The organism is Duganella sp. 1224, assembly GCF_013408245.1.
GTDB lineage: Bacteria > Pseudomonadota > Gammaproteobacteria > Burkholderiales > Burkholderiaceae_D > Rugamonas.
On record NZ_JACBYS010000008.1, the window covers coordinates 1 to 19,516 of the forward strand.

Annotated in this window: 20 protein-coding genes; 16 read left to right on the forward strand and 4 right to left on the reverse strand. The window is 65.3% G+C overall.

From position 1 onward, the window contains the following. Positions 1-171 precede the first annotated feature (171 nt). Positions 172-378, reverse strand: coding sequence for a twin transmembrane helix small protein (locus FHW58_RS24005; RefSeq protein WP_179675876.1), 207 nt, complete (start codon positions 376-378; stop codon positions 172-174). Positions 379-411: 33 nt separating this feature from the next. Here FHW58_RS24005 and FHW58_RS24010 point away from each other — a divergent pair, with 33 nt between their 5' ends. The 6 genes from FHW58_RS24010 to FHW58_RS24035 all read left to right on the forward strand — a co-directional run bounded on the left by FHW58_RS24010 (position 412) and on the right by FHW58_RS24035 (position 5,627). Continuing rightward, positions 412-1,143 carry an SURF1 family protein gene (locus FHW58_RS24010; RefSeq protein WP_179675877.1) on the forward strand — a complete coding sequence of 244 codons (732 nt, stop codon included), beginning with the start codon at positions 412-414 and terminating at the stop codon, positions 1,141-1,143. After that, positions 1,127-1,744, forward strand: coding sequence for a redoxin domain-containing protein (locus FHW58_RS24015; protein ID WP_179675708.1), 618 nt, complete (start codon positions 1,127-1,129; stop codon positions 1,742-1,744). The genes FHW58_RS24010 and FHW58_RS24015 overlap by 17 nt, the downstream gene beginning before the upstream one ends. A 5-nt stretch (positions 1,745-1,749) precedes the next feature. Next, a complete protein-coding gene (locus FHW58_RS24020; protein WP_179675709.1) occupies positions 1,750-2,904 on the forward strand; it encodes a heme A synthase in 1,155 nt (384 codons plus the stop codon). Positions 2,905-2,917: 13 nt separating this feature from the next. After that, on the forward strand, positions 2,918-3,814 hold the full coding sequence (cyoE, locus tag FHW58_RS24025) for a heme o synthase (protein WP_179675710.1): 897 nt from the start codon (positions 2,918-2,920) through the stop codon (positions 3,812-3,814). Positions 3,815-3,978: 164 nt separating this feature from the next. After that, complete coding sequence (locus FHW58_RS24030) at positions 3,979-4,575, forward strand: SCO family protein (protein WP_179675711.1); 597 nt, start codon at positions 3,979-3,981, stop codon at positions 4,573-4,575. A gap of 14 nt (positions 4,576-4,589) precedes the next feature. Further along, entirely contained in the window at positions 4,590-5,627 is a 1,038-nt protein-coding gene (locus FHW58_RS24035; RefSeq protein WP_179675712.1) for an AI-2E family transporter, read from the forward strand. A 3-nt stretch (positions 5,628-5,630) separates the two neighbouring features. Here the strand turns inward: FHW58_RS24035 and FHW58_RS24040 are convergent, their stop codons facing one another. Further along, a complete protein-coding gene (locus FHW58_RS24040; RefSeq protein WP_179675713.1) occupies positions 5,631-6,968 on the reverse strand; it encodes a hemolysin family protein in 1,338 nt (445 codons plus the stop codon). Positions 6,969-7,105: 137 nt separating this feature from the next. Further along, positions 7,106-8,008 carry a transcriptional activator NhaR gene (gene nhaR / locus FHW58_RS24045; RefSeq protein ID WP_179675714.1) on the reverse strand — a complete coding sequence of 301 codons (903 nt, stop codon included), beginning with the start codon at positions 8,006-8,008 and terminating at the stop codon, positions 7,106-7,108. Positions 8,009-8,109: 101 nt separating this feature from the next. On the opposite strand from nhaR, the gene FHW58_RS24050 reads away from it, so the two are divergent. From FHW58_RS24050 to FHW58_RS24065, 4 genes are all read left to right on the forward strand, one after another. Then, positions 8,110-9,159, forward strand: coding sequence for a DUF475 domain-containing protein (locus FHW58_RS24050; RefSeq protein WP_179675715.1), 1,050 nt, complete (start codon positions 8,110-8,112; stop codon positions 9,157-9,159). Between the two features lie 88 nt (positions 9,160-9,247). Continuing rightward, complete coding sequence (locus FHW58_RS24055) at positions 9,248-9,823, forward strand: TerD family protein (RefSeq protein WP_179675716.1); 576 nt, start codon at positions 9,248-9,250, stop codon at positions 9,821-9,823. Positions 9,824-9,847: 24 nt separating this feature from the next. After that, complete coding sequence (locus FHW58_RS24060) at positions 9,848-10,546, forward strand: TIGR00266 family protein (protein WP_179675717.1); 699 nt, start codon at positions 9,848-9,850, stop codon at positions 10,544-10,546. A 17-nt stretch (positions 10,547-10,563) separates the two neighbouring features. Beyond that, positions 10,564-11,145 (forward strand): TerD family protein, encoded by a 582-nt coding sequence (locus FHW58_RS24065; RefSeq protein ID WP_179675718.1) that lies wholly within the window; start codon positions 10,564-10,566, stop codon positions 11,143-11,145. Between the two features lie 192 nt (positions 11,146-11,337). Here the strand turns inward: FHW58_RS24065 and FHW58_RS24070 are convergent, their stop codons facing one another. Then, positions 11,338-12,657 (reverse strand): porin, encoded by a 1,320-nt coding sequence (locus FHW58_RS24070; protein WP_179675719.1) that lies wholly within the window; start codon positions 12,655-12,657, stop codon positions 11,338-11,340. Positions 12,658-12,860: 203 nt separating this feature from the next. Here FHW58_RS24070 and FHW58_RS24075 point away from each other — a divergent pair, with 203 nt between their 5' ends. From FHW58_RS24075 to FHW58_RS24100, 6 genes are all read left to right on the forward strand, one after another. Continuing rightward, the gene (locus FHW58_RS24075) at positions 12,861-14,279 is read left to right on the forward strand and encodes an MFS transporter (protein ID WP_179675720.1); all 1,419 of its coding nucleotides are present in this window, start codon (positions 12,861-12,863) and stop codon (positions 14,277-14,279) included. A gap of 16 nt (positions 14,280-14,295) precedes the next feature. After that, positions 14,296-15,111 carry an HDOD domain-containing protein gene (locus FHW58_RS24080; protein ID WP_179675721.1) on the forward strand — a complete coding sequence of 272 codons (816 nt, stop codon included), beginning with the start codon at positions 14,296-14,298 and terminating at the stop codon, positions 15,109-15,111. Between the two features lie 91 nt (positions 15,112-15,202). After that, positions 15,203-15,934 carry a FadR/GntR family transcriptional regulator gene (locus FHW58_RS24085; protein WP_218892867.1) on the forward strand — a complete coding sequence of 244 codons (732 nt, stop codon included), beginning with the start codon at positions 15,203-15,205 and terminating at the stop codon, positions 15,932-15,934. Between the two features lie 137 nt (positions 15,935-16,071). Further along, the gene (kdgD, locus tag FHW58_RS24090; protein WP_179675722.1) at positions 16,072-16,983 is read left to right on the forward strand and encodes a 5-dehydro-4-deoxyglucarate dehydratase; all 912 of its coding nucleotides are present in this window, start codon (positions 16,072-16,074) and stop codon (positions 16,981-16,983) included. Between the two features lie 75 nt (positions 16,984-17,058). Continuing rightward, positions 17,059-18,636: an aldehyde dehydrogenase (NADP(+)) gene (locus FHW58_RS24095; protein WP_179675723.1), complete on the forward strand. Its 1,578-nt coding sequence runs from the start codon at positions 17,059-17,061 to the stop codon at positions 18,634-18,636. After that, positions 18,629-19,516, forward strand: coding sequence for an SMP-30/gluconolactonase/LRE family protein (locus FHW58_RS24100; protein WP_218892868.1), 888 nt, complete (start codon positions 18,629-18,631; stop codon positions 19,514-19,516). Before FHW58_RS24095 ends, FHW58_RS24100 begins: the two co-directional genes overlap by 8 nt.

The following is a 19,516-nucleotide window of genomic DNA, read 5'->3' on the forward strand; positions in this document are numbered from 1 at the left end:
GGTGTTTTTTTGTGTTTTTTTTGGGCCTTTGTGTCTTTTCCCCCCCTTTCTTTTGGTTTTAAAACCCCCCCCCCCCCGGGGGTCCGGGGTTTTTTTTTTTTCCCCTGCCCGGCCCACCCGGGGGGGGTCGCCCCCGGTCGGGGGCCCCACCCCTGGTAGCCGCAGTGCGGGTTAAGCGGTCCGGATACCCGTAGGGTGGATGTAGCCGAGCTTGTAAGCCAGCAGGATCAGCAAAAACAGAGTGACCGACAACGCCACCCGCACCGCCAGCGAGCGCACGGTATTGTTGCTGCGTCCCTTGTCGCGCATCAGGAAAAACAGCGCCGATCCCAGGCTGCCGAGGATCAGGATGAAGGCAATGGCGACAGCAATTTTCATCTCAACAGGGAGTGGCGATTTGATCAAGGTTCCATTGTAATGGCGTTCCGCTTGAAATTGATTCCTTTCGTGGCGACCGTGCTGGTGGCCACTGTCGGCATCCTGCTCGGCAACTGGCAGGAGCGCCGCGCCGACCAGAAAATCGCCCTGCAACAAAAACTGGCCCAGGGCGCCGAGGCCATGCCGCTGGTGCTGGACGGCGCGCCGCTGGCCGCCGAGGCCGCCGCCTGGCGCCGCGTCACCGTCAGCGGCGAATTCGTCAAAAACTGGCCGGTCTATCTCGACAACCGCCCCTACCAGGGCCGCGCCGGCTTCTACCTGCTGATGCCGTTTAAAATAGCGGGATCGCATATGCACGTGCTGGTGGCGCGCGGCTGGCTGCCGCGCGACCCGCAGGTGCGCGACAAGCTGCCGGCCTACGCCACGCCGGACGGCACGGTCACGCTGCAGGGCATCGCCCGCCTCAACGCCGGCCACGTGATGGAACTGGGCAGCACGCCGCCGCTGACGCCCAACGCCATCGTGCAGAACGCTGATCCCTTGCAACTGGCCAAGGACAGCGGCCTGACCATGCAGCCCTTCGTGGTGGAGCAGAGCTTGCCGGCGCAGCCGTCGGGCGACGACGCCCAGCTGGTGCGCGACTGGCCGGCGCCGTCGCTGGGCGTGGAAAAACATCAGGGCTACGCCTTCCAGTGGTACGCACTGTCGGCGATGGCGGTCATCTTTTTTGTAGCAAACGGATTCAGACGTGGAAAAAGCAAATAATGTGTCGCGCGGGCGCTGGAAACTATTGGCCGTGCTGGCGGTGTGCGCGGCGCCGCTGATTGCGTCATACTTCACCTATTACGTGATCAAGCCGAAAGGCGGCGCAACCAATTATGGCGCGCTGATCGATCCGCGCCAGTATCCGATCCCGGCCATGACCAGCACCACGCTGGACGGCAAGCCGGCGCGGCTGGAGGATTACAAGGGCAAGTGGATCATGCTGAAAGTCGGCCCGTCCGACTGCCAGCAGACCTGCCAGGACCAGCTGTTCGCCATGCGCCAGCTGCGCACCATGCAGGGCAAGGAAATGAACCGCATCGAGCGCGTGTGGCTGATCACGGACAACGAGCCGCTGGAAACCATGCTGCTGCGCGTCAACGACGGCACCCGCATGCTGCGCGCGCCGGCCGATGTGGTGGAGAAGTGGCTGCCGCTGGAAAACGGCGTCGCCGATAACGCGGCCGATCATGTGTACCTGATCGACCCGCTGGGCAACCTGATGATGCGCTTCCCCAAGGGCGCCGTGTCCAGCGATGTGGACAAGGTCAAGCGGGTCCACAAGGACATCGCCAAATTGTTGAAGGCTTCAGCCATAGGTTAAGGTTTATGCATCTCACTCTCGCACAAATGGCGATCACGGCGCTGATGATCGCGCTGTTGCCGGCCACCATCGTCTGGACCTCGTCGGACGCCAACAAGTACCGCAAGCTGGTGTGGGTCAGCGTGTTCCTGACCTTTGACCTGATCGTGTTTGGCGCCTTCACGCGCCTGACCGACTCCGGCCTCGGCTGCCCGGACTGGCCGGGCTGCTACGGCGCCGCCAATCCCTTCCTCGCGCACGAGCAGATCGTTGCCGCCGAGACGCTGATGCCGACCGGGCCGGTGACCGTGTTCAAGGCCTGGATCGAGATGATCCACCGCTACCTGGCGATGACCATCGGCGTGCTGATCGTTGCGATGATGGCGCAGTCCTGGTACCAGTGGCGCAAGACGCGCCGCGCGGAGTACGCGCCGTGGATGCCGACCGCGCTGTTCTTCTTCGTCTGCCTTCAGGGCGCGTTCGGCGCCTGGACCGTGACGCTGAAGCTGCAGCCGGTGATCGTCACCACCCACCTGCTGTTGGGCATGGGCCTGCTGGCGATGCTGGTATGGTATGGCGGCCGCCAAAACCACCTGCACGCGCCGCGCACCGTGGTCAGCGCCTCGCCGCCGGCCATGCGCAAGATCCGCATCGTGGCCGGCGTGGCGGCCGCGCTGCTGCTGGTGCAACTGGCGCTGGGCGGCTGGACCAGCACCAACTACGCCACGCTGGCCTGCACCGATTTCCCGCTGTGCGGCGGCAAGCTGATCCCGGAGATGGACTTCGAGCACGGCTTCACGCTGTGGCGCGAGCTGGGCAAGACCGCCGCCGGCCACTACCTGCCATTCTCGGCGCTGACGGCCATCCACTGGGTGCACCGCAATGTCGGCTTCATCGTGGCGCTGGCGGCCGGCTATGCGGCGTGGCGCGCGTGGGGGCACGACGTGCTGCACAAAACCGCCCGCAACATCGCGCTGGTGCTGGTCGCGCAGATCCTGACCGGGGTGGCGACCATCTACCTGAGCTTCCCGCTGACCATCGCCGTGCTGCACAACGCCGGGGCGGCGGCGCTCGTGCTTTTGCTGACCATGTTAAACTACAAGGCTAAGTACCAGTACGACATTGCAAAAAAAGCAGCTTCAGGGGCTGCGCATCCTCCCTCGTCGACGGTACGTCATTGATTAAGTTGCATTCATGGCCACGCAGACCGTAACCACCAAACACCAGCCTATCGCCGCGCAATTCTGGGCGCTGACCAAACCGCGCGTCACCATGATGGCGGTATTCGTCGCCATCATCGGCATGTTCCTCGGCGTGCCGGAAGGCTTGCCGAGCGCGTCGCTGGTGCTGTACGCGACGGTGGGGATCTGGCTGCTGACCGGGGCGGCGTTCGCGGTCAACTGCCTGGCCGAGCGCGAAGTGGACGCGCGCATGGCGCGCACCGCGCGCCGGCCGATGGTGATGGGCAACATCACCGTCACGCAGACGGTGATCTTTGCGCTGGTGATCGGTGGCGCCGGCATGTGGGTGCTGTACACGCTGGTCAATCCGCTGACCATGTGGCTGACGTTCGTGACCTTCCTCGGTTACGCGATTATCTACACGATGATACTGAAGCCGGCCACGCCGCAGAACATCGTCATCGGCGGACTGTCGGGCGCGATGCCGCCGGCGCTGGGCTGGGCGGCGGTGGCCAATGACGTGCCGATGGAGGCGTGGCTGCTGGTGATGATTATCTTCGTCTGGACGCCGCCGCACTTCTGGGCGCTGGCGCTGTACCGCCGCGACGACTATGCCCGCTCCGGCCTGCCGATGCTGCCGGTCACGCACGGCATGAAGTTCACGCAATTCCACGTCTGGCTGTACTCGATCGCGCTGGCGGCCACCACGCTGCTGCCGTACGCCGTGCAGATGAGCGGGCTGATCTACCTGGTCAGCGCGGTGATCCTCAACGCCGTGTTCCTGCATTACGCGTGGAAGATTTACCGCCACTACACCGACCTGATCGCCCGCAAGGCCTTCACCTGGTCGATCATCTACCTCGGCCTGCTGTTCCTGGCGCTGCTGGTCGACCACTACATTAAAATCTGATGAGCGGTCGTTCCGGCGCAGGCCGGAACCCATAGAACGCATGCTGTGCATGGATTCCGGCCTGCGCCGGGATGACGTCGCTTTCGTTCATGATCGCCTCCATGCGCGGTATCATGCTGTCAGACCTGCTCAGCAGAACCAGTTCAACTGAAAGACTCGACCCGATGAAAAAAGTTCTCGCCCTCGCCTTGATCACTGTTTCCCTGTTGACCGCCTGCGGCGACAAGAAAGGGGAGGCGCAGCCCAAGCTGGCGTTCCAGGGCACCGAGCTGACCGGCGCCTCGTTCGCCCGGGATTTCGCGCTGACCGACCACAACGGCAAGCCGCGCACCATGGCCGACTTCAAGGGCAAGGTCGTCATCATGTTCTTCGGCTACACCCAATGCCCGGACGTCTGCCCGACCACCATGGCCGAAATGTCGGAAGTGATGAAGCAGCTCGGCCCGCAGGCCGACCAGGTGCAGGTGCTGTTCGTCACCGTCGACCCGGAGCGCGACACCCAGCAGTTGCTGGCCCAGTACGTGCCCACCTTCGACAAGCGCTTCCTCGGCCTGTACGGCACGCCCGAACAGACCGCCGCCGTCGGCAAGGAATTCAAGGTCATCTACAACAAGGTGCCGGGCACCACGCCGGGCAGCTACTCGATGGACCACACCGCCGCCAGCTACGTGTTCGACAAGCAGGGCAAGATCCGCCTGCTGTTGCGCCCCGGCCAGCCCACCTCCACCACCGTGCATGACCTGAAATTGCTGCTGTCCTGATCCGGGGAGACCGCATGCAACAGCGCTTCCAGCCCTTTACCCGCCTGGCCGCCGTCATCCTGCTGGTGATCGGCTGCCTGATCGTGCTGCGGCCCTTCCTGGCGGCGGTGCTGTTCGCCGCAGCCATCACTATTTCCAGCTGGCCGCTGTACCTGCGCCTGCTGGCCAGGCTCAAGCAGCGGCGCACCATCGCCGCGCTGGTCATGAGCGTCGGCCTGACCTTGCTGATCATCGTGCCGCTGGCGCTGGTCACGTGGAACATCGCCGACAATGCCTCGTCCTACTACGACCAGTTCAAGGCCAGCCTGGACAGCGGCACGCTGGATCCGCCGGCGTGGCTGAAGGATATCCCGCTGGTCGGCGAAATGGCCGACACCTATTTGCGCAAGCTGCTGCACAGCCGCGAGGAACTGCTGGCGGTCGCCAAGAACCTGCTGGAACCGGCGCGCCGGCTGCTGCTGGGCGGTGGCATCGTGCTGGGCTCGGGCGTGGCGCAGGTCAGCCTGGCGGTGTTTGTCAGCTTCTTCCTGTACCGCGACGGCCACGCCATCGTGCAGGCGCTGGCGACCGGCATGGACAAGCTGATCGGCGAGCAGGGCGCCACGGTGGCGGACACCGTCAGCCGCACGGTGCGCGGCGTGATGTACGGCATCCTCGGCACCGCGCTGGCGCAGGCGGTGGTGGCGGCGATCGGCTTCCTGATTGCCGGCGTGCCGGCGGTGGCGCTGATGTCGGTGGCCACCTTCCTGTTTTCGCTGATCCCGGTCGGCCCGCCGCTGATCTGGGGCGCGGCCACCATCTGGCTGTTCAACCATGGCGATACCGGCTGGGCCATCTTCATGTTTTTCTGGGGCATGTTCGTCATCAGCGGCGTCGACAACGTCATCAAGCCGCTGCTGATTTCGCGCGGCAGCAGCCTGCCGTTCATCCTGGTGCTGCTGGGCGTGATGGGCGGGGTGCTGGCGTTCGGCTTCGTTGGCCTGTTCATCGGACCGACCTTGCTGGCGGTGGGCCTGGGCCTGCTGCGCAACTGGACCGCCGACCAGCTATAGACCTCAGTCGAGGTCGGCGTTATCCTCGGTGTCATCCTTGGGGATCACCTTGACCAGCAGGATGCGCGGGCCGTTCATCTTCTTGGCGACGATGTCGAAGTGGCGGAAGCTGATGCGCTGGCCCTGCTTGGGGATATCGCCCAGCTTGAGCATCAGCAGGCCGCCCACCGATTCCACCTCCTCCATGCCGAGCTCTTCGTTTTCGATATCGATGCCCAGCGTGCGCTCCAGCGAGAAGATCGGCAGGCTGGCCTTGCCGATCAGCGTGCCGTCCGGCTGCTTGAGCCAGTCGTTCTCGTTGAGGCGGAACTCGTCGTGGATCTCGCCGACCATGGCGCCCAGCAGATTGTCCAGCGTGATGAAGCCGACCGGGCGCTTGCCCTTTTCGCCGATCAGCGCGAAGTGCGGCGCGCCGTCGCGGAAGCGGCGGAACTGCTCCAGCGCCGGCGTGCGCGCGGAAATCGTCTCCACCGGACGCAGGAACGGCACCAGGTCGGTCACCGGGCGGCCGGACTGCATGGCGAAGAACAGGTCCTTCAGGTGCACCACGCCCAGCACGGTTTCGCCGTCCTTGTCGTAGTAGGGATAGCGGCTGAAACGGTTGCGCAGCATGGTGGCCAGGTTATCGCTGATCGAGCGGCCGGCGTGCAGGCTGATCACCTCGTTAATCGGACGCATCAGGTCAGACACCGACAGATCGCTGAAATCCAGCGAATGGGCCAGGATGTTGCGCTCGTCCTGATTGAATTTCTCGCCCGGCTGGCTGGTGCGCAGGATCAGTTTCAGCTCCTCGACCGAATAATGGCTGTCATGGCCGCCCTTGCCGGCCAGGCCGGCCAGGCCCAGCACCATGTTGGCGCTGGCGTTCAGCACCCAGATGAAGGGGTACATGGCCCAGTAGAACGCATACAGCGGAATCGCGCTCCACAGGCCGATGACTTCCGGCATGCGGATCGCCAGCGACTTCGGCGCCAGCTCGCCGACCACGATGTGCAGGAAGGAAATCACGCCAAACGCAAACACGAAGGCGATGCCGTGCACCAGTTCGGGCGAGGTAATGCCGAGCACGGTCAGCAGCGGCTCCAGCAGGCTGGCGAAGGCCGGCTCGCCGACCCAGCCCAGGCCCAGCGACGCCAGCGTGATGCCCAGTTGGCAAGCGGACAGATAGGCATCCAGCTCGCCGTGTACCTTGCCGAGGATGCGCCCCTGTATCCCTTTTGTCTTGGCGATAGCGCGTACGCGCGTTTTTCGCAGCGTGACGATGCCGAACTCGGCAGCGACGAAGAAACCGTTCAAAGCAACCAGGAAGATGGCGAGAACGACAAGCAGGAAATTTTGCATAGGGGCCGAGCGGCAATTTACGTAGTTGAAACCCGCATCTTAAACGATTTTACTCCGGGGTCAGGTCCTCCATTTCTACACGGCCTCAGCCGCTTTGCGGCTGAGGCCGTGTAGAAATGGAGGACCTGACCCCGGAGTTAAGCAAACAGGCCGCTATGCACTTCGTTGAGGATGGCCTCGATCGCCGGGTGGGTGATCTTGCGGGCGTTGGAGATGGCGTAGAAGTGTTCGCGCAGCTCGGGGGCGTCGCCGACCAGCACGGCGCCGAACTGGTCTTCGATGTCCTGCGCCAGCGCCGAGGGGGCGAAGAATAGCCCCAGGCCGTTGCGGCCGAAGGTGTTGAGCATGGCGTTGTCCTCGAACTCGCCGACGATCTCCGGCCGCACCTTGTGCTGCACCAGCCAGGCGTCGATGCGGCCGCGCAGCGCGTTGTTGCGGGTCGGCAGCAGCAGCGGGGCGCCGTGCAGGCTGTCGGGGAAGTGGCGGCGGTACTTGCGCGCCAGCTTCGGCACGCCGAACAGCTTCAGGTCGCTTTCGCCCAGCAAATGGCTGAAGACTTTCAGGCTGCCGCCGGCGCGTACCGTACGGTCGGTCAGCACCACGTCCAGCTTGCCCAGGGCCAGGTCGGCCAGCAAGTTCTCAAATTCATCTTCCATGCAGACCAGGCGCACACGCGTGTCCATCTGCTGCGTGGCCTGCAGCAGGCGGAAGGCGATCAGCTTGGGCAGCGAGTCGGAGATGCCGACCGTCAGCCGCATCTTGTCCGTTTCGGCCGCTTCCAGCGCGTCCTGCAACTGGTCGCCCAGCAGGAAGATCTGCTCGCAATAGCTGAGCGCCAGCTTGCCCGCTTCAGTCGGCACCAGCCGCCGGCCCTGCGGTTCCAGCAGTTGCTTGCCCACCGATTGCTCCAGCGACGCCAGCTGCATGCTGATGGTCTGCACCGCCAGCCCGAGCCGCTCGGCGGCGCGCGTGACGCCGCCTTCCTTGGCCACCATCCAGAAAAAATACAGGTGCCGATAATTAAGTCCGCGGTCTTTCATGGTTCTATTTTTACGAAGTAATACTTCGATTATCTTCTATTTTTCAATTGGCAGGTTTTCTTTACACTGCGTCCATTCATTCATCATCACGAGAGAAAACGATGCAACATTTCAGGATTTCTTTCCTCGTCAGCTTGCTCTGCCTTGGCGTGGCGGGCTGGTGGGGCTATGAGCTGGCCGGCTGGGGCGGCGCGCTGTCGGCCTTTGGTATCGCGCTGATTCTTGCGGCGATGGAAGTGTCGCTGTCGTTCGACAACGCGGTGGTCAACGCCTCCGTGCTGAAGAACTGGGACGAGTACTGGCAAAAGCTGTTCCTCGGCGTCGGCATCATCATCGCCGTGTTCGGCATGCGGCTGGTGTTCCCGCTGGTGATCGTGGCGGTGGCCGCCGACATGAACGTGCTGGACGTGTGGACGCTGGCGCTCAACGATCCCAAGACCTATTCGACGCACCTGACCAATCACCACGCCGAGGTGGCGGCCTTTGGCGGCATGTTCCTGCTGCTGGTGTTTCTGAACTTCCTGCTGGATGCGGACAAGGAAACCCACTGGCTTGGCAACTTCGAGAAGAAACTTGGCTCGCTGGGCAAGGTCTCATCCATCTCGGTGATGATCGCGATTGGCGTGCTGCTGGGCTGCATGGGCCTGGTGGCTGAAGGCCAGAAGCTGGTGGTGCTGATTTCCGGCCTGTGGGGCATCCTGATCTACGTCGGCGTCGACGGCATCAGCAGCCTGCTGGAGAAGGAAGAGGAGGGCGGCGGCAACGTCGGCGACATGGTCAAGCGCGGCGGTATCGGCGGCTTCCTGTACCTGGAAGTGCTGGACGCGTCGTTCAGCTTCGACGGCGTGATCGGCGCCTTCGCGATCACCACCGACGTCGTGATCATCATGCTGGGCCTGGCCATTGGCGCGCTGTTTGTCCGCTCGATGACGATTTACCTGGTGAAGAAAGGCACGCTGGACAAGTTCCTGTACCTGGAGCACGGCGCCCACTACGCGATCGGTATCCTGGCCGCGATCATGCTGGCGAGCATGAAGTACCACGTGCCGGAAATCTTCACCGGCCTGATCGGCGTGGCCTTCATCGCCGCCTCGGTGTGGTCCTCGGTGCGCCATCGCCGCAAGCATGAAGCAGCCGCCGTCACGGCGTAATGCGTAAAGAACCCGGCGGGCCGTTTTATACGGACAACGGCCCGCCGCCTGTAGTACCAAGTCCGGTTTTCATTTAAGGAGCATCAAAATGGCAATCAGTCTGCAAAAAGGCGGCAACGTCAACCTGAGCAAGGAGGCCCCTGGCCTGTCGAAAATCACCGTCGGCCTGGGCTGGGACGTGCGCGCCACCGATGGCAGCGCGTTCGACCTGGACGGCTCGGCCTTCTTGCTGAAGGCGGACGGCAAGGTGCGCAATGACAGCGACTTCATCTTCTACAACAACCTGAAGTCGAGCGACCAGTCGGTGGCGCACTCGGGCGATAACCGCACCGGCGCCGGCGATGGCGACGACGAAACCGTCACCATCGACCTGACCAAGGTGCCGGCCGATGTCGAGCGCATCGCCATCTGCGTCACCATCCACGAGGGCGACGCCCGCCGCCAGAACTTCGGCCAGGTGCAGAAGGCTTTCATCCGCACCGTCAACGCCGCCAGCAACACCGAGATCGCCCGCTACGACCTGTCGGAAGACGGTTCGACCGAGTCGGCCATGATCTTCGGCGAGGTCTACCGCAACGGCGGCGACTGGAAGTTCAAGGCCGTCGGCCAGGGCTTCAAGGGCGGCCTCGGTCCGCTGGCCGCCTCGTTCGGCGTGGGCGTTTAAGTCAACACGGAAAGGACTCTGATCATGCCTGTATTTACCATCACCGGCGACGTCGACCCATTTCTGCATGTGTCGCTGCGTCAGGGAGAGAAAATCTACTGCGAATCGGGCGCCATGGTGATGATGGAGGCGGCGCTGGACCTGAAGGGCAAGATCAGCGGCGGCATCGGCGCGGCACTCATGCGGCGCTTCGCCAACGGCGAGTCCTTCTTCCAGCAGCACATCGAGGCGGTGCGCGGCGACGGCGATTGCCTGCTGTCGCCAACGCTGCCCGGCGCGATGCAGACGCTGGACGTTGGCAACCAGCAGTACATGCTGAGCGATGGCGCCTTTGTCGCCGCCAGCTCCGGCGTGGAACTGAAGGTGCGCACACAAAGCCTCGGCAATGCGCTGTTCGCCGGCAGTGGCGGTTTTTTCATCACCGAAACGAGCGGCGTCGGCCAGGCCGTGGTGTCGGGGTTTGGTTCGATCTCGCAGCTGGAGGTGGAGCCGGGGCGCGACGTCATCATCGACAACTCGCACGTGGTGGCCTGGGATAGCGCGCTGCGCTATGAAATCTCGGTGACCACGGGCGGCAATAGCGGCTTTCTCAGCAATCTGGTCAACAGCCAGACCAGCGGCGAAGGCGTGGTGCTGCGCTTCTCGGGCAAGGGCAAGATCCTGATCTGCTCGCGCAACAGCGCTTCGCTGCAGGCCTGGCTGATGCGCCAGTCCGCACAGTAATTTCAAGGAGTACGAATATGTCAGTCAATTTGAGCAAGGGCCAGAAGATCTCTCTGGAGAAGGAAGCCGGCGGCGCGCTGGGGCGCGTCACCATGGGCCTGGGTTGGGATGCCATCAAGACCAAGGGCTTTCTTGGCTTTGGTTCCAAGACCGAGGCGGTGGACCTGGATGCGTCGTGCGTGATGTTCGACGAGGGCCATCGTCCGGTGGATGTGATTTTCTTCCGTCAGCTGAAGAGCAAGGACGGTAGCGTGGTCCACACTGGCGACAACCGCACCGGCGCCGGCGATGGCGACGATGAGCAGATCAACGTCGACCTGAATGCCGTGCCGGCGCACATCAAGAGCCTGGTGTTCACGGTGAACAGCTTCACCGGCCAGACCTTTGCACAGGTGGAGAATGCGTATTGCCGCTTGCTCGACGCGACCAGCGGCAGGGAAGTGGCGCGCTTTAACCTGTCGGTGCAGGGGCCGCATTCGGCGCAGATCATGGCCAAGGTGTATCGCCACAATGGCGAGTGGAAGATGCACGCCATCGGCGAGAACGGCAATGGCCGCACGTTTGATGACCTGCTGCCGCAGATCGCAACGCACCTCTAATCATTATCCTCGGCTGTAGTCTTCGGCGGAGCACTGTACCGGCAGTGCTCCGTTTTTTTTTTGCGGATGGCACCGGCGAAACCCGCACTCCGCTGGTGCCAGGGGCCGGCCCATGGGCCGGCGGGGCGCAGCCCCTGTTCCAGACCCTGGGTCAGACCCTTTCGTTTGGGGTGAAAGCGAGCGCGCGTTGCTCTAGAAAGAATGGCGCAGCCCGACGCTGAACATGGTGGTGCGCGCATCGATATTCTGCCCCGCGCCGGAGAACAGCGGTACTTCCTGCGTCCCCAGCGGAATCAGAATGGCGCCCGGCCCCCCCGCCAGCGGCAGCGGCGTCGCGCTCGACACCACGGTCTTGCCGCGCTTGTCCTTGATGCCGCCAAAGCGCGTGTACAGCGCGGTGCGCTTGCTGAAGTTGTAGTCCACGCCCAGCATCAGGCCGCGGTCCTTGCCCTCGGTGTAGTTGGTGAAGCGGGTATCAAGGAAGATCGCGCTCAGGTCAAACAGGCCGATCGGATGCTTGAGCGTCGCGGTCCAGGTGCGCACCTTGGGATCGGTGTTGCCGCGCAGCGAGAACTTGGCCTCGTGCCCGCCAATCGCGATCGACGTGCCAACGCCGGGAATGGTGTATTTCACGGCGCCCATGTAGGAGGTGAATTTCTCGCCGATGAACAGCGGCACCAGCGTGGTGCCCGACACCACGCCGATCGGCACGTTGTCGAAGTTGTTGCGGTGGTACGAGGCCAGCGCCACCAGCTCGTCGGTGCGGTAGGCCAGCATGGCGCCGGCCGCCTTGCCGCGGCCGCTCGGGGTTTCGGCGCCGGCCGTCAGGCCGCCGGCGATCTGGCCGGTGCTGGCGCTGGCCACCGGCGTCGACGAGGTGGCGGTCGAGCGCGCGGCGCTGATGCCGTTGCCGATGCCGGCGTTGGTGGCGTAGGACAGAATCGCCGTGATCGGGCCTTTTTTCACCGCGTAGCTGACCTGGTTGTCCTGCCAGGTCTGCACGGTGTTGACCACCAGGCCGGCGCCGAAGAAGTCGGTGCTGCCGAGCGCTTCCGGCGTCACCAGGTAGTAGGCGATCAGCATCGGGCTGGCCTGGCGGCCGATCTTGACCTCGCCGGCCGGCGTGGTCAGGCCCACGTAGGCCTGGCGGCCGAACAGGCGGCCGTCGTTGGCGAGGCCGCCGTTGTCGATGGTCAGGCCGCCCTCCAGCACGAACAGGCCGCGGTAGCCGCCGCCCAGGTCTTCCACGCCCTTGAAGCCGATGTTGCTCTGGCGCGTGTGCGACGGGCTCAGGCGCGTGGTCACGCTGGCCGGCGCGGCCACGCTGTTGGGGACGGGCGTGGTGCCGCTGACGCCGAACACGGTGCCTTGCACATTGCCCTGGCTCTTGTCGACGCGGTCGACGCCGACGTCGAGCGTGCCGTAAATGGTGACCGAGGATTGCGCGGCGGCGTGGCCGGTGAACAGGGCGAGCGCGGCCAGGCACGCTGCGGATGCGGCGGTTCTCTTCATGTGGTTTGTCTCCGATATTTTTAATGGTGTTCGGTAGCTCGACTCTATAGCAGTCCCAACAAAATGGCACGAGTGTTCGGATAATCCGTGGCTGGAATAACACACTTGCAGACACGAAGCGGCGCTAGCGCATTGCAAGCCGCTGTGCGCCGATCTGTCCGATGCGGCAGAATGGCGGACATTCAATGCGGCAGGGGCGGCTTATGCAAGGCAGTACGCGCTCGCCGGTCGACAGCAGGTGGATCGCCTTGCTGGTGGCCGGCGCGTTTTTCATGGAGAACCTGGACGGCACCGTCATCACCACGGCGGTGCCGGACATCGCCCGCACCTTCGGCGTGGCGCCGCTGGCGTTGAACATCGGCGTCAGCGCCTATCTGCTGACGCTGGGCGTGTTCATCCCCATCAGCGGCTGGGTGGCCGAGCGCTTCGGCGCGCGCCGCGTGTTTGCGGCGGCGCTGGCCATCTTCACGCTGGCGTCGGTGCTGTGCGGCCTGGCCGACAGCCTGACCGCATTCGTCTGGCTGCGCGTGCTGCAGGGCGCGGGCGGGGCGATGATGGTGCCGGTCGGCCGCCTCGTCGTGCTCAACAACACGCCGAAGGAGCGGCTGATCTCGGTGATCGCCACGCTGACCTGGCCGGCGCTGGTGGCGCCGGTGCTGGGCCCGCCGGTGGGCGGCTTCATCACCAGCTACGCCTCGTGGCGCTGGATTTTTTACCTGAACCTGCCGCTGGGCGTGATCGCGCTGGCGCTGGCGTGGTGGCTGATCCCCGACCAGCGCGCGGCCGTGCGGCGGCCGTTCGACTGGCCCGGCTTCCTGCTCAGCGGCAGCGCCTTGCTGCTGCTGACCTGGGGCGCGGAAGTGGTCGGCGGCCAGGCGCCGGACTGGCGCGAGGCCGGCATCTGCCTGGCCGCCGGCGCGCTGTTGCTGGCGGCGCTGGGCTGGCACCTGCGGCGCGCCGCGCATCCGCTGATCGACCTGTCGTCGCTGGCGATTCCCACGTTTTCGATCACCATCCTCGGCGGCTCGCTGTTCCGCATGGCGATTGGCGCCGTGCCGTTCCTGCTGCCGCTGATGTTCCAGCTCGGCTTCGGGTTGGACGCCTTCCACGCCGGCCTGCTGGTGATCGCGGTGTTCGCCGGCAACCTGATGATGAAGCCGGCCACCACGCCGATCCTGCGCCGCTTCGGCTTCAAGCCGGTAATCCTGGTCAACGGCCTGGCCAACGTGGCCGCGCTGGCCGCCTGCGCCTTGCTGACGCCATCCACGCCGGTGTGGCTGATCGCCGCCGTGCTGTTCGTTGGCGGCCTGACGCGCTCGATGCAGTTCAGCGCGCTCAACACCATCGCCTTCGCCGACGTGCCGCAGCCGCGCATGGCGGCTGCCAATACCTTGTTCAGCACCGCCTTCCAGGTGGCGCTGGGCCTGGGCGTGGCGCTGGGCGCCACCGGTGTGCGCGCCGGCCACTGGAGCGCGCGCCAGCTCGGCATCGGCGACTGGCCGGCCATCGATTATCGCCTGGCGTTTGTGCTGGTGGCGCTGGTCAGCCTGCTGGGCCTGGCGGACGCGTTGCGGCTTTCGCCCCACGCCGGCGAGCAAGTTGCAAGGGGCGCCGGACGTTAGCGCGTATAATGTTTCCATGGAAAAACTCAAAGACTTCTCGCAGATCGTGGCGCAGGCTGCGCGCGGCGAGCTGGTGTTCCCCACCAGCGTGAACGCGGCGCTGCGCCTGCAGATGGCGCTGGCCGATCCCGATTGCGAGACGGAGGATGTGATCCGCAAGGTGCTGGCCGAGCCGCAGCTGGCGGCGCGCACCGTGGCGCTGGCCAACGCGGCGGTGTTCAACCGCAGTGGCACGCCGGTCACCAGCGTGCGCGCGGCGGTGCAGCGCGTGGGCTACCGCAACCTGTACACGATGGCGGCGGCGATGGTGGTGCGCCAGTTCGGCGCGCGCATCCGCGACGACGCGCTGCGCGCCCAGGCCGACCAGCTGTGGCGCCACACGGCGCACGTGGCGGCGCTGGCCCACGTCATCGGCCGCAAGCTGACCGCCACCGATCCCGACACCGCGCTGTTCGCCGGCATCGTGCACGAGGCCGGCGGCTTTTACCTGCTGTCGCGCGCCGACGATATTCCCGGCCTGCTGGACGACCCGGCCGAGTGGATGGGCGCGGCGCAGGAGATCATCGCGCGCGAGATGATGCGGAAGATGCACATTCCCGAGCCGGTCAGCCAGGCCATCGTCTCGCTGCGCGGCGCCACGCTGACGCCGCCGCCGCTGGGCCTGCGCGACACGCTGCTGATCGCCAAGCGCCTGGCGCCAGTGCGCTCGCCGCTGGCGGGGCAGGACAGCCCGTCGTTGCAGGGCTTCGTCGACGACAACGCGCTGCTCGACCAGATCCTGCTGGAATCGGCCGACGAAGCCGCCTCGATGAGCGCGGCGCTGCTGGTGTAAGCCCCCCGATTTGTGGCAAAAATGATGTTGTCGATATAATCCACGCGCCAATGCGTGTATCCTAATCGTCGTCATACAACAAACTATTGCCATGAATCAGATCGTCTCCGCCGCCGCCCCGAAGAAAAAGCACCGCAACCTCGCCCAGGGCGTGGTGGAGAGCTTCACCAGCAGCATCCAGGCCGGCGCGCTGAAACCGGGCGAAAAGCTGCCGACCGAGTCGGTCATCATGGAAATGCACGGCGTCAGCCGCACCGTGGTGCGCGAGGCCATCTCGCACCTGCAGGCCGCCGGCCTGGTGCAGACGCGCCACGGCATCGGCACCTTTGTGCTGGAGCCGCAGCCGGCCAACATCTTTGCCGCCGACACCATTCGCACCATCGGCGACGTGCTGTCCATCCTGGAGCTGCGCATCAGCCTGGAAACCGAGGCTGCCTGGCTGGCCGCCAGCCGCCGCAGCGACGAGCAGGTGGCGGCCATGGACGCCGCGCTCAAGCGCATCGTCGCCGCGCCCAATCGTGCGGTGGCGGTGGAGTCGGACAAGGCCTTCCACCTGCTGATCGCGCAGGCCACCGGCAACCGCTATTTCGTCGACATCCTCAGCGACCTGGGCAACACCATCATCCCGCGCGCGCGGCTGGATTCCGAGCAGCTGGCGCACGATGACCCCAAGGCCTACCAGGACCGCGTCAACCGCGAACATGACGATATTTATCACGCCATCCTGCGCAAGGATGCCGAGGCGGCGCGCGCGGCCATGCGCACCCACCTCAGCAATAGCCGCGAACGCCTGCGCCGCGCCCAGCAAGAGGTGAGCGCTTAAGCAACACCCGGCGCCGCGCCGGGCAGCCGGCGCATCAAATTGCTTGCGCCGATCCGCATCTAGTTGTACGATGTCATACAACGCGACGAGGCAATGTCGTCACCCATCCCCACCAGACGTCAATATTGGAGACTGTAATGCAACCGAATGACCTGAAAAAAATCCTTTCCTCCGGCCTGCTGTCGTTCCCGGTCACCGACTTCGACGCCGAAGGCAACTTCCGCAAGTCGACCTACATTGAACGTCTGGAATGGCTGGCCCCGTACGGCGCCAGCGCGCTGTTCGCCGCCGGCGGCACCGGCGAGTTCTTCTCTCTGACCCCGCAGGAATACCCGGAAATCATCAAGACCGCGGTTGACACCTGCCGTGGCCAGGTGCCGATCCTGGCCGGCGTCGGCGGCCCGACCCGCGTGGCCGCCGCTTACGCCAAGGAAGCCGAGAAGGCCGGCGCGCAAGGCCTGCTGCTGCTGCCGCACTACCTGACCGAGGCCTCGCAGGACGGCCTGATCGCCCACGTGCAGGAGGTCTGCAAGGCCACCAACCTGGGCGTGGTGGTCTACAACCGCGCCAACTGCCGCCTGACCCCGAATTCGCTGGCCATCCTGGCCGACCGCTGCCCGAACCTGATCGGCTTCAAGGACGGCATCGGCGACATCGAACTGATGGTGTCGATCTGGCGCAAGATGGGCGACCGCTTCAGCTACCTGGGCGGCCTGCCGACCGCCGAGGTGTACGCCGCCGCCTACAAGGCGCTGGGCACGCCGGTGTACTCGTCGGCCGTGTTCAACTTCATGCCGAAACTGGCGATGGACTTCTACCACGCGGTGGCCTCGGACAACCACGCCGAACAAAACCGCATGATCGACGAGTTCTTCCTGCCTTACCTGGAGATCCGCAACCGCAAGGCCGGCTACGCCGTGTCGATCGTCAAGGCCGGCGCCAAGCTGGCCGGCCACGACGCCGGTCCGGTGCGCGCGCCGCTGACCGACCTGACCGCCGAAGAAGTGGACGCACTGCACAAGCTGATGCTCAAGCAAGGCGCGCAGTAATCGTTTAATCTGTGGCAAAATAAGCAAAATCAAAGCGCGGCTTCGTCCGCGCTTTTCACACATTAAGGAGTCACCATGCAAGTAGTTGGCGAAATGATTATCGGCCGCGACGCGGTCCTGGGCAAAGAAGGCACCGTCAAGGCGGTCGATCCATCGCGCAACGTGGAAATCGAACCCGCGTTCGGCCTGGCCGGCGCTGCCGACCTGCAACGCGCGGCCGAACTGGCCAACGCCGCCTTCGACACCTACCGCGCCACCGGCCTGGAAGCGCGCGCCAAGTTCCTGGAAACCATCGCCGACCGCATCATGGATCTGGGCCCGGCCCTGATCGAGCGCGCGATGCAGGAAACCGGCCTGCCACAAGCCCGCCTGGAAGGCGAGCGCGGCCGCACCTGCAACCAGCTGCGCCTGTTCGCCAAGGTGGTGCGCGACGGCCGCTTCCAGACTGCCACGCTGGACAGCGCGCTGCCGGACCGCGCGCCGGCGCCGCGTCCTGACCTGCGCCTGCGCAAGATCGGCCTCGGCCCGGTGGCCGTGTTCGGCGCCTCGAACTTCCCGCTGGCGTTCTCGGTGGCCGGTGGCGACACCGCCTCGGCCCTGGCGGCCGGCTGCCCGGTCATCGTCAAGGCCCACTCGGCCCACCTGGGCACCTCGGAACTGGTCGGCAAGGCCGTGGCCCAGGCCGCCGCCGAGTGCAACATGCCGGAGGGCGTGTTCTCGATGCTGATCGGCTCGGGCCAGACCATCGGCCAGAACCTGGTGGCGCACCCGTACATCAAGGCCGTGGGCTTCACCGGCTCGCGCGCCGGCGGCATCGCCCTGATGCACACCGCCGCCGCCCGCAAGGAACCGATCCCGGTGTACGCCGAGATGAGCTCGATCAACCCGGTGTTCCTGCTGCCGGGCGCGCTGGACAATCCCAAGCTGCCGCAGGCGTTTGCCGATTCGCTGACCTTGGGCGCCGGCCAGTTCTGCACCAATCCCGGCCTGCTGATCGGCCTGAAGTCGGACAAGCTGCAAGCCTTCGTGGACGCCGCCGCCGGCACCATCGGCGCCAAGCCGGCGCAGACCATGCTGACCCCGGGCATCCACAAGGCCTACACCAGCGGCGTCAAGGGCCTGGCGGGCGTGGACGGCGTGAAGCAGGTGGCGATCGGCCAGGCCGGCGACCTGCCGTGCGGCGCGCAGGCCTTCCTGTACCAGGTGGACGCCAAGCGCTTCCTGACCGACACCGCGCTGGAAGGCGAAATCTTTGGCCCGACCTCGCTGCTGGTGGTCGCTGAAAACGAAGAGGAACTGCTGGCCGTGGCCGAGCACCTGGAAGGCCAGTTGACCGGCGCCGTGCACGCCACCGCCGACGACAAGGCGCTGGCCACCAAGCTGCTGCCTATCCTGGAACGCAAGGTCGGCCGCATCCTGTTCAACGGCTTCGGCACCGGCGTGGAAGTGGCGCATGCCATGGTGCACGGCGGCCCGTTCCCGTCGACCTCGGACAGCCGCACCACCTCGGTGGGCGCATCGGCCATCGACCGCTTCCTGCGTCCGGTGTCGTACCAGGACGTGCCGGCCTACCTGCTGCCGGAGTCGCTGCAGGACGCCAACCCGCAGCACATCCCGCGCGTGGTCAACGGCGATCTGGTCTGGAATGGCTAAGGTGGAACGCGTCAACGGCGTTTCCTGCACGGTGGGCGAAAGCCCGACGTGGAGCGCGGCGGAATCGGCCTGGTACTGGGTGGACATTCCGGCAAAGCGTGTGTGGCGCATGGACGCATCCAGCGGCGCCACCCGCTATTGGGACAACGCCGAGATGGTCGCCTGCGTGGCGGCCAGGGCGGACGGCGGCCTGATCGCGGGCATGGAGACCGGCATCTTCAGCCTGGCGCTGGGCGAGGCGCAAGCCGCGACCGCGACGAAGCTGGCGGCGCCGGCCTCCGGCCTCGGTGAGGGCATGCGCTTCAACGACGGCCGCTGCGACCGCCAGGGCCGCTTCTGGGCCGGCACCATGTTCATGGACATGGGCGCCGCCAGGGCGGTCGGCCAGCTGTATCGCTACGACGCGGCGCGCGGCATTTCGGCGCCGTTCGTGTCCGAACTGCTGACGCAGAACGGCACGGCGTTCTCGCCGGATGGCCGCACCATGTACCTGTCGGACTCGCATCCGCAGCGGCGCATGGTGTGGGCGTTCGACTACGACATCGCCGATGGCGTGCCCAGCAACCGCCGCGTGTTTGCCGACATGACGACTTATGTCGGCCGTCCCGACGGCGCCGCGGTCGATGCCGACGGCTGCTACTGGATCTGCGGTAACGACGGCGGCTGCGTGCTGCGCTTCACGCCGGACGGCAAGCTGGATCGCCGCATCGACGTGCCGATGCTCAAGCCCTCGATGTGCGCCTTCGGCGGCAAGGATCTGGACACGCTGCTGGTTACCTCCATCGTCTCCGGCAAGCCGGAGGACGCGGAGTGGGGCGGGGCGGTGGCGCTGCTGCGGCCAGGCGTCAAGGGCGTTGCCGAAACGCCGTTCGGAGCATGA

Coding starts and splice junctions, on each gene's coding strand:
- FHW58_RS24005 (WP_179675876.1), bottom strand. CDS start 378: ATGAAAATTGCTGTCGCCATTGCCTTCATCCTGATCCTCGGCAGCCTG.
- FHW58_RS24020 (WP_179675709.1), top strand. CDS start 1,750: ATGCATCTCACTCTCGCACAAATGGCGATCACGGCGCTGATGATCGCG.
- cyoE (WP_179675710.1), top strand. CDS start 2,918: ATGGCCACGCAGACCGTAACCACCAAACACCAGCCTATCGCCGCGCAA.
- FHW58_RS24030 (WP_179675711.1), top strand. CDS start 3,979: ATGAAAAAAGTTCTCGCCCTCGCCTTGATCACTGTTTCCCTGTTGACC.
- FHW58_RS24035 (WP_179675712.1), top strand. CDS start 4,590: ATGCAACAGCGCTTCCAGCCCTTTACCCGCCTGGCCGCCGTCATCCTG.
- FHW58_RS24040 (WP_179675713.1), bottom strand. CDS start 6,968: ATGCAAAATTTCCTGCTTGTCGTTCTCGCCATCTTCCTGGTTGCTTTG.
- nhaR (WP_179675714.1), bottom strand. CDS start 8,008: ATGAAAGACCGCGGACTTAATTATCGGCACCTGTATTTTTTCTGGATG.
- FHW58_RS24050 (WP_179675715.1), top strand. CDS start 8,110: ATGCAACATTTCAGGATTTCTTTCCTCGTCAGCTTGCTCTGCCTTGGC.
- FHW58_RS24055 (WP_179675716.1), top strand. CDS start 9,248: ATGGCAATCAGTCTGCAAAAAGGCGGCAACGTCAACCTGAGCAAGGAG.
- FHW58_RS24060 (WP_179675717.1), top strand. CDS start 9,848: ATGCCTGTATTTACCATCACCGGCGACGTCGACCCATTTCTGCATGTG.
- FHW58_RS24065 (WP_179675718.1), top strand. CDS start 10,564: ATGTCAGTCAATTTGAGCAAGGGCCAGAAGATCTCTCTGGAGAAGGAA.
- FHW58_RS24070 (WP_179675719.1), bottom strand. CDS start 12,657: ATGAAGAGAACCGCCGCATCCGCAGCGTGCCTGGCCGCGCTCGCCCTG.
- FHW58_RS24075 (WP_179675720.1), top strand. CDS start 12,861: ATGCAAGGCAGTACGCGCTCGCCGGTCGACAGCAGGTGGATCGCCTTG.
- FHW58_RS24080 (WP_179675721.1), top strand. CDS start 14,296: ATGGAAAAACTCAAAGACTTCTCGCAGATCGTGGCGCAGGCTGCGCGC.
- FHW58_RS24085 (WP_218892867.1), top strand. CDS start 15,203: ATGAATCAGATCGTCTCCGCCGCCGCCCCGAAGAAAAAGCACCGCAAC.
- kdgD (WP_179675722.1), top strand. CDS start 16,072: ATGCAACCGAATGACCTGAAAAAAATCCTTTCCTCCGGCCTGCTGTCG.
- FHW58_RS24095 (WP_179675723.1), top strand. CDS start 17,059: ATGCAAGTAGTTGGCGAAATGATTATCGGCCGCGACGCGGTCCTGGGC.
- FHW58_RS24100 (WP_218892868.1), top strand. CDS start 18,629: ATGGCTAAGGTGGAACGCGTCAACGGCGTTTCCTGCACGGTGGGCGAA.